Consider the following 15,323-nt stretch of genomic DNA (forward strand, 5'->3'; position numbering starts at 1 on the left):
TCCGTGGGGCCTGTCTTCAGGGAAGCGGTTTCGACGGACCGTGCGCGTTCTCCGTACTGTGCGGACGCGCCGGTCCGGTTGGCTCCGCCGGGCTGTGCGGATCAGCCGGACCCTCGGGATGCGCCGGACCGTCCGGCTCCACCGTGCTCCGCAGCGGGGCCTCCCGTACGAACCAGGCGGCCGCGAAGCCGAGCACGGCCAGCGCCGCCGCGCCTGCCAGGACACCGTGCAGCCCACTGGTGACCGCCGCCCGGTAGGCGTCCCGCACCGGTGCGGCGAGCCCGTCCAGCACCTGCGGAGTCACCTGACCGGCCCTTTCCGTCAGCCGGCCCGCAGCACCCTCCCCCAACCGGCCGGCGAGCCCGCTGTGCAGCCGGCCGGTGAAGACGGCGCCCAGCAGGGCGACGCCGAGCGAGCCGCCGACCGTACGCAGCAGCGTCACGGTGCCACTGGCGGCGCCCATGTCCCGGGGCTCCGCGCTGTTCATGGTGATCAGCATGGTGCTCTGCATGACGAACCCGATGCCCATCCCCGCAATGACCGTGAGCCCGGAGGCCAGGGCCGTCGCGGTATTGCTGCCGAGCAGCAGCAGGACCAGGACGCCCACGGTCAGCACCCCGCCCCCCAGGATCGGGTAGATCCGATAGCGACCGTTACGGCTGATCAACGCCCCGGTGCCGAGCTGCACGCCCAGCATCCCGAACATCAGCGGCAGTAACAGCAATCCGGCGGCCGTCGGCGACAGGCCCTGCACGAACTGCATGTACTGCGGCAGATAGCTGGTCACCCCGAGCATCACCGCGCCGATGAGAAAGCTCAGGATCTGCGCCAGGGTGAAGTTGCGGCTGCGGAACAGCCGGGGCGGGACGACCGGCTCCACGGCCCGCCGTTCGACCCGTACGAACCAGGCCAGCGCCACCACGCTCACGGCCGCCAGCCCGAGGATCTGCGGTGACCCCCACCCGTACCGGACGCCACCCCAACTGGCCAGCAGGGTCAGCGCAAGGATCGCGCCGGACAGCAGCGCCACACCCGGGTAGTCGATCCGGGCCGTGCTCCGCTCCGTGCGGCCCAGCCGGATCCAGCCCCCGACGATCACCAGCGACACCATCCCGATCGGCACATTGACGTAGAACGCCCACCGCCAGCTCAGATGGTCCGTGAGGAAACCCCCCAGCAGCGGCCCCCCGATGAACGCGACCGGCATCATGGCACCGATCATCGACTGCATCCGGCCGCTCTGCCGGGGCGGCACCAGCACCCCGATGACCGACAGCGCCCCGACCATCAACCCGCCCGCGCCCAGTCCCTGCAGTGCCCTAAAGGCGATCAGCTGCCCCATGTCCTGCGCCAGCCCGGACAGCATCGACCCGGCCAGGAAGAGCCCGATCGCCGCCATGAACGTGCCCTTGCGGCCGTAGAGATCGCCCGCCTTCCCCCAGAGCGGTGTCGCCACGGCGGTGGTGAGCAGATAGGCCGTCACCACCCACGACAGCTGGTCCAGTCCGCCGAGCTCCCCCACGATCGTGGGCAGTGCCGTGCCCACGATCAGACCGTCCACCATCGCCAGGAACATCCCGAGCAGCAGCCCGAACACCCCTAAGTACAAGGACCTCGACGGGCGTCGCCCGCTGGGCTCCTCCTCGTCCGTGGCTCCTCCGAGCCTGCCGGTCCCCTCGGCCCTGTCCGCCCCTCCCGGCTGGTCTGCCCCTCCCGGCCGGTGGGCTGCGTCCGCCCGGTCGGCCGCTTTCCTCGTGCCGTTGACCGCCATTTCTGCGCCCTCTCGCGTGTACTGCGTATCGATCGAATACAACGTACACAGCAGCGTGTACAGCGTCTACTACTGATACGTTGTACGCAATCCTGCGGCAGGATCAGGGAAGGAAGTGAGCGCCATGACCGGCAAGAAGCCCGGCGCAGCCGAGGACGGGCAGCCGTCGCCGTCCGGGGCGTCCACGGACTCACCGAACCCTGCGGCGGTCTCCCTCTGGGAGCGCCTGGACCGCCCGGCGCCCGCACCGCGGGCCACCCTGACCCCGCAGAAGATCGCCGCGGCCGCCGTACGCATCGCCGACACCGACGGCATCGACGCCGTCACCATGCGGCGCCTGGCCACCGAGCTGAACGTCGCGCCCATGGCGGCCTACCGCTATGTCTCCGGCAAGGCCGATCTCCTGGACCTGATGACGGACGCGGTCTACGCGGACCTCACACTCCCCGACGACGTCGAGAACTGGCGCGACGTCATGCGCGCCGGCGCGCTGCGCTCCCGGGAGATCGTGCTGCGCCACCCCTGGCTCATCCAGATCTCCTCGCCGCAGTCATTGCACGCGCTCACCCCCCACCGGATGGCCGCGGCCGAGCGCGCACTCGCCTCCCTGGACGGGCTCGGACTCGACGTCGACGCGATGATGGCCGTAGTCGGGACCGTCAACTCCTATGTCCACGGGGCGGTTTCGGCGGAGTGCGCCCAGCATCTCCTGATGCGGGAGCATGGCTGCGACAGCAACGACGATCTGCGGCACGCCCTCGCCCCGCAGATGCGCTACCTGATCGGCACCGGGCGCTACCCCACCTACCACCGCTATCTCCTGGAGGCCACGCGCAAGGACGACCCGCAGTGGCGCTTCGAAACCGGCCTGGACAGCGTCCTCGACGGCATCGCGGCCCGGCTGGGGATCTGAGCGGCGGGAGCTTACGGGTGGTAGCGCTCGGCGATCTTCGTGGCGGCGCCGTTCGTCACGGTCACCCGGACGTCGACGTTGCCCATCCTTGCCGCCTTGCGCGCGTCGTCGAGGGTGCAGTGGGTGGTGCCGTGGTCGGAGGCGTCGGTGTGGACGCGGCCGTCGGGGGCCTCGCAGAGCTCTGCCGCGCCGAGCACCTTGGTGCTGTCGAGGAGGTGGAACGCCTGCTCCGCGCCGCTGTCCGGGGCCACCGTGAGCTTGTCCTCGGTGAGCCACTTCAGCTTGCCGGTCCAGGTGCCGCTGACGCCCTTACGGCCGGCCGAGGCGCCGCCCTGTCCACCGGGGCCGCCCGTCGCGGAACTCTTGCCTCCGGTGGCGCTCGTGTGTGACGCGTCCTTCGCGGCGGAGGGCGCGGCCGACGCCGTGTCGTCGCCGTTCTGGCAGGCGGTCAGCGAGAGGGCCGCGGCGGCGATGAGGGATGCGACGGCGAGACGACGACCGCGGCGCAGGGTGGTGGTGGCAAGCGACATGGAGGTTCCCCCGAGTGGTGAGTGGTGCCTGGTAACGGGTGTCGGGTGCCTGGTACCGGTGGCTGCGTCTGGCGTCTGGTGTCTGGCGTCCTTCGCGGTATGACACCCAGGACTCTCGTCGTGGGTGCTAAAGGTCTGCTAACGCACGAGTAACTTCGCGCCACGTCCCGTCCCAATCCGTCCTGGAGCCGGGTGGCGGGCGGGCGCACCGAGGCCTCCACCGGATGTCCGGCGGAGGCCTCGGGAGGAGCGGGCGGGGGACGGTGCTCAGGCGGCGGCGGTCACCCCGGCCTCGGCCGCACCGTCGGTCGGCGAGTCCGCCGTGCGGGTCAACGGGGTCTTGCGGAGGCCCTTGAGGAGGACCACCAGGGCCGCGCTGACGCCCGTACCCGCGGCGATGGCGAGCAGATAGACGAACGGCCGGCCGATCAGGGGGACGACGAAGATGCCGCCGTGCGGGGCGCGGAGGGTGCAGCCGAAGGCCATCGACAGGGCTCCGGTGACCGCGCCGCCGGCCATCGCGGCGGGAATGACGCGCAGCGGATCGGCGGCGGCGAAGGGGATCGCGCCCTCGGTGATGAAGGAAGCCCCGAGCACCCAGGCGGCCTTGCCGTTCTCCCGCTCGGCCTTGGTGAAGAGCCGCCCGCGGACGGTCGTGGCCAGCGCCATCGCCAGCGGCGGCACCATACCGGCCGCCATCACCGCGGCCATGACCTTCAGGCTCCCCTCGTTGGGGTTGGCGAGGCCGCCGACCGCGAAGGCGTAGGCGACCTTGTTCAGCGGCCCGCCCAGGTCGAAGCACATCATCAGGCCGAGGATCACGCCCAGGATGATCGCGTTGGCGCCGGTGAGGCCGGACAGCCAGTCGGTCAGCCCCTTCTGCAGCGCGGCGACCGGCTTGCCGATCACGAGGAACATCAGGAAGCCGACGACCGCCGAGGAGATCAGCGGGATGACCACGACCGGCATGATGCCGCGCAGCACCGGCGGGATGCCGACCCGTTGGATCGCCCTCACCACCGCACCCGCGAGCAGACCGGCGATCAGGCCTCCGAGGAAGCCCGCGTTGATGGTGAGCGCGACGGCGCCGCCGACGAAGCCGGGCACCAGGCCGGGCCGGTCCGCCATGCCGTACGCGATGAAACCGGCCAGGACCGGGACGAGGAAGCCGAAGGCGACGCTGCCGACCTGGAAGAGCAGGGCCGCCCAGCTCGTGGACTCGGTCCACAGGAAGTGGTGGGCGACGGACGGCGCCTTGTTGATCGTGTAGCCGCCGATGGCGAAGGCGAGCGCGATGAGCAGACCGCCCGCGGCGACGAACGGGACCATGTAACTGACGCCGGTCATCAGCCAGGTGCGCAGGCGGGTGGCGAAGCCGTCGCCCGTGGCGGCGTCCTTGTCCATGGGCGCGGTGGCGCGCGCGGGGGCGGACACCTCGCCGCGTTCGGCCTTCTGCCGTACCTCGGCGATGAGTTCGGCGGGACGGTTGATGCCCGCCTTCACCCCGACGTCGACGGTCGGCTTCCCGGCGAACCGCTCCTTCTCCCGCACCTCGACGTCATGCGCGAAGATCACGCCGTCCGCGTCCGCGACGAGCTGCGGATCGAGCCGCTTGAACCCCGCCGAGCCCTGGGTCTCGACGGACACCTCGACGCCGGCGGCCTGCCCGGCCTTCTCCAGCGATTCGGCAGCCATGTAGGTGTGCGCGATGCCGGTGGGGCAGGAGGTGATGGCGACGATACGGAAGGGGGCGGCCGGAGGGGCGGGGTTCTCGGGGGCGGTCTCAGGGGCGGTCTCAGCGGCGGTCCCAGGGGCGCTCTCGGGGGCGGTCCCGGGGCACGCGTCCTCTTCCGGCGCCCGGGCCGAGGGCTCCTCCGCCGGCGCGTCCCCGCGTATCAGTGCCGCCGTACGCCCCGGTTCGGTGGCGGACCGCAGCGCGCCGGTGAAGGACTCGTCCATCAGCTGCCGGGCGAGGGTCGAAAGGACCGACAGGTGGTCCGCGTCGCCGCCCGCCGGTGCCGCGATCAGGAAGATCAGGTCGGCCGGTCCGTCCGGCGCGCCGAAGTCGATACCGGAGGTGCTGCGCCCGAAGGCCAGCGTCGGCTCCGTGACGTGCGCGCTGCGGCAGTGCGGAATCCCGATCCCGCCGTCCAGACCGGTCGGCATCTGGGCCTCCCGTGCGGCCACGTCCGCGAGGAAGCCCTCCAGGTCGGTGACGCGACCGTGGGCGGCCATCCGCTCGGCCAGGGACCGTGCGGCGGTGTCCTTCGTTTCTGCGGACAGGTCGAGGTCGACCAGTTCCGCGGTGATCAGCTCACTCATCGCGGGCTCCCTTGCACGCGGCACCGCCGTGCGGGCGGTGGGGACGGAACGGGGGGGTGGCTGGGACGCCTCCCGGCATGGGCCGGAGGGCGGGAACGAGGGGCCGCGAAGGACCAGGGAGCCGCACGGCCCCGGGAGGTGACAGGGGGCCAGGAGGCCGCAGGGAACCGGGAGGCCACGGGGACAGCGAGGGGGGCGAGGGGGACACGGCGACAGCAGACGCGCGTCATGGCACCGGCTCCGTCAGCACCCGGTGGAGCGGCACCGCATCGGTGGTCGTGACCGCCGAGGTCTCCAGATCGGCCGGCGTCGGCATCAGGCTGCCGGGCAGCTGGACGGCGGCCGCGCCATGGGCCAGTGCGGCGGCCAGCGCCATCGGTCCCGTACCGCCCGCGGTGAGGAAACCCGCCAGTGCGGCGTCGCCCGCGCCGACATTGCTGCGGACGGTGACGACCGGGGCGCTGCCGAAGTAGGCGCCCTCGTCGTCGATCAGGAGCTGGCCGTCCGCCCCCAGGGAGGCCAGTACGGCGCGGGCTCCCCCTGCGCGCAGCTCCTCCGCGGCCTTGACCGCATCGCCGAGGGTCGCCAGCGGCCGGCCGACGGCCTGCGACAGCTCCTCGGCGTTCGGCTTGATGATGTCCGGCCGTTCGCGCAGCGCCGCGGTCAGCGACGGGCCCGAGGTGTCCAGGGCGATCCGGGCGCCCGCGCGGTGGGCGCGGGCCACCAGCTCCGCGTACCACTCGGGTGCCAGACCGCGCGGCAGGCTGCCGCAGCAGGCGATCCAGTCGGCTCCCGCCGAACGCTCGCCGACCGCGCCGAGCAGGGCCTCCGACTCGTCCGCTGTCAGCTCGGGCCCGGTCGCGTTGATCTTCGTCAGGGTGCCGTCGGGTTCGGCGACCGAGATGTTGGAGCGGGTCTGGCCGGCCACCTCCACCCCCGCCACCTCGATGCCCTCGGTGCCCAGCAGAGCGGCCAGCGCCGCCCCGGCCGGGCCGCCCAGGGGCAGTACGGCCAGGGTGCGGTGCCCGGCGGCGGCGACCGCCCGCGAGACATTGACGCCCTTGCCGCCGGGGTCGATCCGGTCGGCGGTGGCCCGGAGCACGGCCCCGCGGTCCAGCGCCGGGATCTCGTACGTACGGTCCAGGCTGGGGTTGGGGGTGACGGTGAGGATCATGCGCGTACTACTTCCGTGCCCGCGCGTTCGATGGCGAGGGCGTCGTCGGGGCTCAGGCCGGTGTCGGTGATGAGCAGGTCCACGTCCGACAGTTCACCGAAGCGGGCGAAGTGCTGCTGCCCGAACTTGGCGGAGTCGGCGAGGAGGACGACGCGGCGGGCGGCGGCGATCAGTGCGCGCTTGACGGCGGCCTCCGCGAGGTCGGGGGTGGTCAGGCCGCCGTCGAGCGAGAAGCCGTTGGTCGCGAGGAACAGCACATCGGCGTTGATCTCGCGGTAGGCGCGCAGCGCCCAGTCGTCGACCGCGGCCCGCGTACGGTGCCGGATCCGGCCGCCCACGAGGTGGAGGGTGAGCCCGGGGTGGTCGGCCAGCCGCGCGGCGACCGGCAGGCCGTGGGTGACGACGGTCAGCTCGGCCTCCAGCGGGATTTCCGCGGCGAGCCGGGCGGCGGTCGTCCCGGCGTCCAGAATGACGCTCCCGGAGCCGCCCGGGCCGCCGTCGCCACCGGGGAGCTCGGCGAGCGCGGCCCGCGCGATGCGCTGCTTCTCGTCGGCGGCGACGGCGTCCCGCTCGGCGAGGTCGGGCTCGAAATCCAGCCGGCCGGCCGGGATGGCCCCGCCGTGCACCCGGCGCACCAGACCTGCCCGGTCCAGGGCCTTCAGATCACGCCGCACGGTCTCGGCGGTGACCTGGAACTCCTCCGCGAGGGAGAGCACATCGACCCGGCCGCTCTCACGGGCGAGCCGCAGAATCTCCTGCTGGCGCTCCGGTGCATACATCAGCGCATCCGTCCGTCCCATGCCCGAACCTGTGGTTTCGACGCGATGGTACGGCGATGAATCCGCGAAGTAAACACAAATAGACTTCGCGCAGACTCAAACAGACATCAGAGTGGCCGAGCCACCTCCCCGCGGCCCCTACGACCCCCGGACACAACGGAGCCCCGACGCCACGAAGGGCACCGGGGCTCGTCCTCCACAGGCACAGGCCTCATCAGGGATGTCGGTACGCGCGAGGGCGCGCACCCGTCATGCGGCGGCGTCGAATCCCGTGTCACGCGCCATCCGCTTCAGCTCCAGCAGGGCATGCTTCTCGATCTGCCGGATCCGCTCACGGGTCAGGCCGTGCTGCTTGCCGACCTCGGTCAGCGTGCGCTCACGGCCGTCCTCTATGCCGTAGCGCGCCTTGATGATCGAGGCGGTGCGGTGGTCAAGGCGGTCGATCAGGTCCTCCAGCTCCTCGCTGCGCAGCAGCGTGAGCACGGACTGCTCGGGTGAGGCCGCGGAGGTGTCCTCCAGCAGGTCGCCGAACTGGGTGTCGCCGTCGTCGTCCACCGACATGTTGAGGCTGACCGGATCGCGCGCCCAGTCGAGTACGTCGGTGACGCGGGCGGGCGTGGAGCCCAGCTCACCGGCGACCTCCGCCGGCTCCGGATCACGGCCGTTCTCGCGGTTGAACTCGCGCTGCACCCGGCGGATCCGGCCCAGCTCCTCGACGAGGTGTACGGGCAGCCGGATCGTGCGCGACTGGTCGGCGATGGAGCGGGTGATGGCCTGGCGGATCCACCACGTCGCATACGTCGAGAACTTGAAGCCCTTGGCGTAGTCGAACTTCTCCACGGCACGCACCAGACCGGCGTTGCCCTCCTGGATCAGGTCCAGCAGGGGCAGCCCGGCACGGGGGTAGCGACGGGCGACCGCGACCACCAGGCGGAGGTTGGACCGGATGAAGATGTCCTTGGCCTTCGCGCTCTCCTCCACCAGCGCCTCGAGCTCCTCGCGGCTGGCGGCTGCGGCATTGCCGTCGGTGACCTCGCCGTCCAGGATCTGCTGGGCGTAAACGCCCGCCTCGATGGTCTGGGACAGCTCCACCTCCTTGGCGGCGTCGAGCAGTGGCGTACGCGCTATCTCGTCGAGGTACATGCCGACCAGGTCGCGGTCGGCGATCTCCCCGCCTACGGCGCGAACGCTGTGGGCCCCGTCAGAAGCGCTGCTGCTTTCCTGACGACGGGCGACGGCACGGGTTGCCATGCGTGTGCTCCCTTTGCGATGTCGGGGTCTCCCCTGCTCGAGCGAAGCCGAGAGCTCGGGGAAGGTCGCGGGACGGTGGGCGGGCCGGAAGGGGCATCGAAACCGATGCTCACGTAGCGACCCGTCCGAAGGAAACAACGGCTGGAATCCGGACAGAATTCCCACGCCGCCCCGCTATTTTTCTGATCATGCAGTACCCTGCGCGCCCAACTACGGAGGTCACATGCGGCGTGAGCAGGGAGAAGTGCAGGTCAGGGCGGGCGCGGAAGCCGACCTTCCGGCCCTTACGGATCTTTACAACCACTACATCCGTGAGACGTGCATCACCTTTGACCTGGAGCCGTTCACCCCCGACCAGCGCCGCCCGTGGCTGCTCTCCCACCCCCAAGACGGCCCCCATCGCCTTCTGGTTGCCCAGGAGGCGATAGATCACACGAAAAACCCGCATAACGGGCCGGTGGGCGAGGCACGGGCCGGGTCTGCGGCACCCGTGGCGCGGGCCGGGTCCGCGGCCCCTCTCACCGGCCGCCCCGAAGGCCTCGAAGGCCCCGAAGGCCTCGAAGGCCCCGGAGGCCCCGGAGGCGCGCTGCTCGGCTATGCGACCAGCAGCGCCTTCCGCCCGAAGGCGGCCTACGCCCCCTCCGTCGAGGTCACCGTCTACTGCGCCCCGCACGCCGCCGGCCGCGGCATCGGCACGCTGCTCTACACCTCCCTGTTCGAGGCGCTGGCCGACGAGGACGTCCACCGCGCCTACGCCGGGATCACCCAGCCGAACGAGGCGTCCACGCGCCTCCACGCCCGTTTCGGCTTCCGGCACATCGGCACGTATACGGAGGTGGGCCGCAAATTCGGCCGCTACTGGGACGTGGCCTGGTACCAGAAAGACCTGGGCCGAGCGCGGACCTAGCCGGGTCCGAGCCTGCCTCGTCCCGGCTCCGCGACCCGGCGTTCCGGTTGACGCGGACCGCCCCCGGGTGTCGCCTGGTGAGGAGGGTCAGCGGGACAGCGAGGCAGCGGGACGCAGCGAGAGGAGCCTGTCATGGACCAGCACGCTCACCGGCACGGCGCAAGGGCCGCCCGCTCACACGGCACCGTCGACGTGGAACACGGCGCGACGGCGGACACCCGGTCCCGCGCCCCGCAACGGGCGCCGCGACCGGCCGGCAGGGCAGGCATGGCGGAGCGGGCCAGGCACATCCCGGCGACCGTCTCGCTGCCGATCGTCACGGCCCTCGCCTTCGGCCTCTTCACCGTCTTCCGCACCCACACCGACGGCACCAAGGGCGGCCCGGCCATGCTGTACGGGCTCGCCGCGTTCGTGGTCTCCGGGGCGCTCGGGCTGGTGGTGGCCCACTTCCAGTCGTCAATGATCACCGAGACCCGGGCCCTCGCGTACGGCGCGCTCTTCGGCTGCTCGATGGGCTGGGTCTACAGCCTCGGCGGGGAATCGGTCCTCAAGTCGTCCGCCTTCGGCCTCACCCTGGGCGCCGTGATGTTCGTCGCCGCCCTCTACGTCTTCCGCACCCACCGCGTCCGCGAGCCGCACGGGAGACACCGGCCCCACGAGGCCCACCAGCCCCACCGGGGCGACAGGGAGCGCGGCTTCCCCGTGGCCACGCACTGAGGCGGCCTACTGACGGGCGGCCGCCGGCGGCGCGGCCTGCCGGTGACGCCTGCGCCGCAGGTCACGCCACTCGCCAGGCCACTCATCACGCCGCCCGTCTCCCCGCCCGTCACCCCACCCGTAGCGTCGCGTCGTCGGACGTCCGCCGGATGGTGCGCAGCGGCCGTCCCGGTGCCCAGCTCTCCAGCACCACATACGGATCCTCGGTGGACGTGTGCAGCACCTCCGTCAGCTCCGCCCGGAAGAGATGAAACGGCTCCGGCGGCTTCGCCACCGCCGCATAGCGGCCGGTGAGCCGCGGCCCGCCGTCCTTGCGGAGGGTCGCCAGAACGTGGTGCCGGTACGCCCCGAAGCGCTCCCGCACCCGCCGGGCGAACTCCGGCACCGCCGCCTCGACCACCGACCAGCCGGCCGCCCCGCCACCGGCTCCCCCGCACCCGTCGACGCTCTTGCCGTCGCCGGCCTTCTCGCCGCTGCCGAAGTGCTCACCACCTCCGGCGCTTCCGCCGCCCCCGGCGTTTCCGCCGCCTTCAAAACCCCCGGCCCACGCGCTCTCCGTCGTCATGGCAGCAGCCTCCCCCCAATACCCGACACCCTCTGTCCGGTATGACGTCGCGACTCTGCCCGGTACGTTGCCGGCCGCCCCGGCCCCGACGCCCCCGGCCCGCCCCGCCCCTCAGCCGAACTGCACCGACCGCTTCGCCAGCCCCATCCAGAACCCGTCGATGACACTGCGTCCACGGTCCAGTTGGGCATGGGCCTCCGCGGCGCCCAGGGTCACGAACAACGGGGCGAAGTGCTCGGTGCGGGGATGGGCCAGCCGCCCGGCCGGCGCCTTGTGCGCGAAGTCGAAGAGCGCGTCGAGGTCCTGGGCTTCCAGGGCCCGGCGCCCCCAGTCGTCGAACTCCGCCGACCACGCCGGCGGACCGCCGCCGTCGTGCCGCAGCGCAGCCAGATTGTGCGTGAAGAAACCGCTGCCGATGATCAGCACGCCCTCCTCGCGCAGCGGTGCGAGCTTGCGCCCGATCGCATGGAGCCGGCGCGGGTCGAGGGAGGGCAGGGAGATCTGGAGTACGGGGACGTCGGCGTCCGGGAACATCTCCACGAGCGGCACGTACGCGCCGTGGTCGAGCCCCCGGTCGGGGACGTCCACCACGGGCATGCCCGCCGTCCGCAGCGTCTTGCGTATGCGCTCGGCCAACTGCGGTGCCCCGGGGGCCGGGTAGCGCACCTGGTAGTAGTGCTCGGGGAAGCCCCAGAAGTCGTAGACCAGCGGCACGGTCGTGGTGGCACCGAGCGCGAGCGGCGCCTCCTCCCAGTGCGCGGAGACGATCAGCACGGCCCGGGGACGTGGCAGCTGCGCGGACCAGGCAGCGAGCTGGCCCGGCCACCACGGGTCGTCGGCGAGCGGCGGCGCACCATGACTGAGATAAAGAGCCGGCATTACGGACATCGCAACCCCACAGCGTCACACTGGTCAGTAGTCGGTGCGCGTGACGCTTCGGCCACCACACCCCCGACGATGCTTGAACCTTCAAGCGTCGACTTTCAGGGTAACCCGGCATGGCAACCCGGCATTGTTAAATCTTAAATAACTCTCCGAGTGGTGAGAGAGTGGATGGTATGAGCATCGAACCCGCAACTGAGCCGCGATGGCTCAGCGATGAGGAGCAATTCGCCTGGCAGTGCTACCTCCACGCCACCACGCTCCTGGAGGACCACCTCGACCGCCAGCTGCAGCGGGACGCCGGGATGCCGCACGTCTACTACGGCCTCCTCGTCCAGCTCTCCCGTGCGCCGCGGCGCCGGATGCGGATGACCGAGCTGGCCCAGAACGCCAAGATCACCCGTTCCCGGCTCTCGCATGCGATCGCACGGCTGGAGCGGAACGGCTGGGTACGGCGCGAGGACTGCCCGTCCGACAAGCGGGGCCAGAACGCCCACCTCACGGACGAGGGCATGCGGGTCCTGGAGAAGGCCGCCCCCGGTCATGTCGCCGCCGTACGCGCCGCGATCTTCGACCGGCTCTCCCCGGAGCAGATAGGCCAACTCGCCGAGATCTGCCAGGTCATGACCGAAGGGCTGCAGCCGAAGGGCGCCGACCTCCCCTGGCTCCGCTGACCGGCGGCCGACGGAGCCGGAGAAGGCCGGCAGCCGTGGGGCGAGAGGGGCTGCGCACGAATGCGCCGGGCCATTGCGGCCCGGCGCACCTGTGAGTCAGGTAGGAATGCGGTAAGAACGCGCGGCGGAGGCGGCGGTGGGTGACGTCGGCCCCGCCGGCACACGAGCCGACCGGTACGCGAGCCGCCCGGTCCGCGAGCCCACCGGCCCGCGAGCCGCGCGGCCGCCCCGCCGCCCCGGGATCAGTGCGCCATCACCGGGAGGGGCACCTCGTCCTCATGCCCCGCACCCGCGCCCGCATCCGCGTCAGCGCCCTCGCCGTCCGCCGAGGAGGCCACCGGCCTGCTGCCTCCCGGCCGCCCGGTGTTGATGAAGGTGAAGGCGATCACGCCCGCCAGGGCCAGGATGCCGACCGCCCACCAGATGGCGGCGGTGTAGCCGTGCACCATCGCCTGGAGCTTGAGCAGATCGAGCGAGCGGGCACCGGCCGCGTGCGAGGTGGCGTACGCGGTGGTGGCGCTGGCCGCGATGGTGTTCAGCAGGGCCGTACCGATCGCGCCGCCCACCTGCTGCGAGGTGTTGACCATCGCGGAGGCGACACCGGCGTCCCGCGGCTGGACCCCGTGCGTGGCCAGTGACATGGCCGGCATGAACGCCGTACCCATGCCGAGCCCCATCAGCAGAAAGCCGGGCAGGATCAGCGCCGGGTAGGAGGTGTCCAGGTCGATCTGGGTGAGCACCAGCATGCCGAGCGCGGCGACCGTGAAGCCCGGCGCCATCAGCAGCCGCGGGCGGACCCGGGTCATCAGCCGGGCACCGATCTGCGTCGAGCCGGTGATCATGCCGACGATCATCGGCAGGAAGGCCAGGCCGGTCGTGACCGGCGTGTAGCCCTTCACGATCTGCAGGTAGTAGGTCAGGAAGAGGAAGAGACCGAACATGCCGATCACGGCCAGGCCCAGCGACGCGTAGATGCCGGCGCGGTTCCGCTCCGCGACCACCCGCAGCGGCAGCAGCGGGGCCTTCACCTTGGACTCGACCAGCACGAACGCCAGCAGCAGCACGACGGCCGCGGCGAACAGGCCGAGGGTCCAGCCGGCCAGCCAGCCGTCGGACTCGGCCCGGGTGAACCCGTAGACCAGCGAGACCAGGCCGAGCGTGGCCAGGATGACACCGGGGACGTCCAGCCGGGAGGGGTTGCGGCTCCCCGCGGGCTCACGGATGACCAGGAAGGCGCCGGTCGCGGCGACCACGGCGAACGGGATGTTGACGAAGAAGGTCCAGCGCCAGTTCATGTACTCGGTCAGCACCCCGCCGAGGATCAGCCCCACGGCGCCGCCACCACCGGCGATCGCGCCGAAGATGCCGAACGCCTTGGCGCGCTCCTTGGCCTCGGTGAAGGTCACGGCCAGCAGCGACAGCGCGGCCGGTGCCAGCAGCGCGCCGAAGACACCCTGCAGCGCACGCGCGCCCAGCAGCATCCCCTGGTCCGCCGCGGCCCCGCCGAGCGCGGAGGCCACCGCGAACCCGACCAGCCCGATGATGAACGTCCGCTTCCGGCCCCACAGGTCGGCGACGCGCCCGCCGAAGAGCAGCAGCCCGCCGAAGGCCAGCGCGTAGGCGGTGATCACCCACTGCCGGTTGGCGTCGGTGATCCCGAGATCCTGCTGCGCGGAGGGCAGCGCGATGTTCACGATGGTCGCGTCGAGAACGACCATCAACTGGGCGAGGGCGATGAATATCAGCGCTTTCCAGCGCCGGGGATCGACGTACGGGGCGGTTTCAGGCATGGCGGGATCCACCTAGTGGTGCGGTGAGCGAACAGGAGCGAAGAACGGGACGTGCGGGACGGAGTACGGGATGCGTGGGACGTGCGGAACGTGCGGGACGAAGTACGGGACGTGCGGGCCGGAGTGGAGTACGGGACGTGCGGGAGATACGGGGTGTGCGGGACGCGTCAGGCCGCTACGGCGCGCGGCCGGTTCTCTACGAGCGGCGCCTCAGGTCGTCCAACGTGGCAGCAGAGCCGGGAAGTTCGGAACGGGCGGGCGCCTGCAGACCGTCCAGGAACAGCTGCAGATGACGGTGTACGAACTGGTCGAAGTTCGCACAGTTGCTGCCCGGCAGTGGCCGGGTGAGCTGGGTGATCGCGACCATCAGATCACCGACGGCGAGGTCGGTACGCAACTGGCCGCTGTCGCGCGCGGCACCCATGACGGCCTCGACGGCCGCTTCCAGGCGCTCGCGCGCCGCGAGCAGATCGGGGTGGTCTCGGTCGACGCCGTCGGAGAGCAGCGGGCACAAGGCCCCGATCCGCTCCTCCACCGCAGCGTGGACGAAGCGCCTCAGCGCTTGGAAAGCATCGGACTCCTCGGCGAGGGCGCTCTCCGCGCGGTCCGCGGTACGGGACATGACGGCAAGCGTGACGTGGTGGATCAACTCCAGGCGATCCGCGAAGTGACGATAGAGCGTCGCATTGCCGACCCCCGCGCGTCGAGCGATTTCATCGAGCGGGACCTCGGGCCCGAACTCGACCATCGTCTCGCGGGCGGCCGCAACGATCCGCTCCCGGTTGCGCAGCGCATCGGCCCGCAGACGGGGCTGCTGCCCCTCCATCCCGGCCTTCGCACCTGCGGCGACGGCAGTCACGGCAGCTCACTCCCCTCCACTCTCGGTACTTCCGGAACGCCCGGACTCCTGGACGTACACCGCCGGCCCGCCCGGTCGGGTGACCGGCGGCCGACGAGGCCGCCCGGTCGGGCGACGAAGCAGATCGGCGTATCACCGCAGCCTGGCCGGGCAACCGACCGGGAACGGCCAAGATCGAAGCCAACCGGG

14 protein-coding genes are annotated in these 15,323 nt (G+C 71.6%); 4 read left to right on the top strand and 10 right to left on the bottom strand.

Annotation, left to right across the window (positions count from 1 at the left end; translation table 11 throughout):
- Nucleotides 1-16 precede the first annotated feature (16 nt).
- On the bottom strand, nt 17-1,771 hold the full coding sequence (locus ABZ851_RS27065; RefSeq protein WP_361132534.1) for an MDR family MFS transporter: 1,755 nt from the start codon (nt 1,769-1,771) through the stop codon (nt 17-19).
- Between the two features lie 124 nt (nt 1,772-1,895).
- On the opposite strand from ABZ851_RS27065, the gene ABZ851_RS27070 reads away from it, so the two are divergent.
- Complete coding sequence (locus ABZ851_RS27070; RefSeq protein WP_361132537.1) at nt 1,896-2,684, top strand: TetR/AcrR family transcriptional regulator C-terminal domain-containing protein; 789 nt, start codon at nt 1,896-1,898, stop codon at nt 2,682-2,684.
- A gap of 11 nt (nt 2,685-2,695) precedes the next feature.
- Here the strand turns inward: ABZ851_RS27070 and ABZ851_RS27075 are convergent, their stop codons facing one another.
- The 5 genes from ABZ851_RS27075 to ABZ851_RS27095 form a co-directional block, all read right to left on the bottom strand.
- Entirely contained in the window at nt 2,696-3,214 is a 519-nt protein-coding gene (locus ABZ851_RS27075) for a hypothetical protein (RefSeq protein ID WP_361132540.1), read from the bottom strand.
- Between the two features lie 267 nt (nt 3,215-3,481).
- Entirely contained in the window at nt 3,482-5,536 is a 2,055-nt protein-coding gene (locus tag ABZ851_RS27080; RefSeq protein WP_361132543.1) for a fructose-specific PTS transporter subunit EIIC, read from the bottom strand.
- 226 nt (nt 5,537-5,762) lie between these two features.
- A complete protein-coding gene (gene pfkB / locus ABZ851_RS27085) occupies nt 5,763-6,710 on the bottom strand; it encodes a 1-phosphofructokinase (protein ID WP_361132546.1) in 948 nt (315 codons plus the stop codon).
- Nucleotides 6,707-7,489 carry a DeoR/GlpR family DNA-binding transcription regulator gene (locus ABZ851_RS27090; RefSeq protein ID WP_361132801.1) on the bottom strand — a complete coding sequence of 261 codons (783 nt, stop codon included), beginning with the start codon at nt 7,487-7,489 and terminating at the stop codon, nt 6,707-6,709. The genes pfkB and ABZ851_RS27090 overlap by 4 nt, the downstream gene beginning before the upstream one ends.
- 249 nt (nt 7,490-7,738) lie before the next feature.
- Nucleotides 7,739-8,740: a sigma-70 family RNA polymerase sigma factor gene (locus ABZ851_RS27095; protein WP_336052029.1), complete on the bottom strand. Its 1,002-nt coding sequence runs from the start codon at nt 8,738-8,740 to the stop codon at nt 7,739-7,741.
- A 223-nt stretch (nt 8,741-8,963) separates the two neighbouring features.
- Here ABZ851_RS27095 and ABZ851_RS27100 point away from each other — a divergent pair, with 223 nt between their 5' ends.
- Both ABZ851_RS27100 and ABZ851_RS27105 read left to right on the top strand, forming a co-directional pair.
- Nucleotides 8,964-9,647 carry an N-acetyltransferase family protein gene (locus tag ABZ851_RS27100; protein ID WP_361132551.1) on the top strand — a complete coding sequence of 228 codons (684 nt, stop codon included), beginning with the start codon at nt 8,964-8,966 and terminating at the stop codon, nt 9,645-9,647.
- A gap of 132 nt (nt 9,648-9,779) precedes the next feature.
- A complete protein-coding gene (locus ABZ851_RS27105; protein ID WP_361132554.1) occupies nt 9,780-10,364 on the top strand; it encodes a hypothetical protein in 585 nt (194 codons plus the stop codon).
- A gap of 109 nt (nt 10,365-10,473) precedes the next feature.
- Here the strand turns inward: ABZ851_RS27105 and ABZ851_RS27110 are convergent, their stop codons facing one another.
- Both ABZ851_RS27110 and ABZ851_RS27115 read right to left on the bottom strand, forming a co-directional pair.
- Entirely contained in the window at nt 10,474-10,764 is a 291-nt protein-coding gene (locus ABZ851_RS27110; protein WP_361132804.1) for a hypothetical protein, read from the bottom strand.
- 276 nt (nt 10,765-11,040) lie between these two features.
- Complete coding sequence (locus ABZ851_RS27115; RefSeq protein ID WP_361132557.1) at nt 11,041-11,808, bottom strand: class III extradiol ring-cleavage dioxygenase; 768 nt, start codon at nt 11,806-11,808, stop codon at nt 11,041-11,043.
- Between the two features lie 179 nt (nt 11,809-11,987).
- On the opposite strand from ABZ851_RS27115, the gene ABZ851_RS27120 reads away from it, so the two are divergent.
- A complete protein-coding gene (locus ABZ851_RS27120; RefSeq protein WP_088798290.1) occupies nt 11,988-12,485 on the top strand; it encodes a MarR family transcriptional regulator in 498 nt (165 codons plus the stop codon).
- Nucleotides 12,486-12,727: 242 nt separating this feature from the next.
- On the opposite strand, the gene ABZ851_RS27125 is transcribed toward ABZ851_RS27120, so the two are convergent.
- Nucleotides 12,728-14,275 carry an MFS transporter gene (locus tag ABZ851_RS27125; protein WP_361132561.1) on the bottom strand — a complete coding sequence of 516 codons (1,548 nt, stop codon included), beginning with the start codon at nt 14,273-14,275 and terminating at the stop codon, nt 12,728-12,730.
- 196 nt (nt 14,276-14,471) lie between these two features.
- On the bottom strand, nt 14,472-15,101 hold the full coding sequence (locus tag ABZ851_RS27130) for a TetR/AcrR family transcriptional regulator (RefSeq protein WP_093493672.1): 630 nt from the start codon (nt 15,099-15,101) through the stop codon (nt 14,472-14,474).
- Between the last annotated feature and the right edge of the window lie 222 nt (nt 15,102-15,323).

Origin of the sequence: Streptomyces sp. NPDC047049, from assembly GCF_040643995.1 — a bacterium.
In the GTDB taxonomy this organism is placed as follows: Bacteria; Actinomycetota; Actinomycetes; order Streptomycetales; family Streptomycetaceae; genus Streptomyces; species Streptomyces mooreae.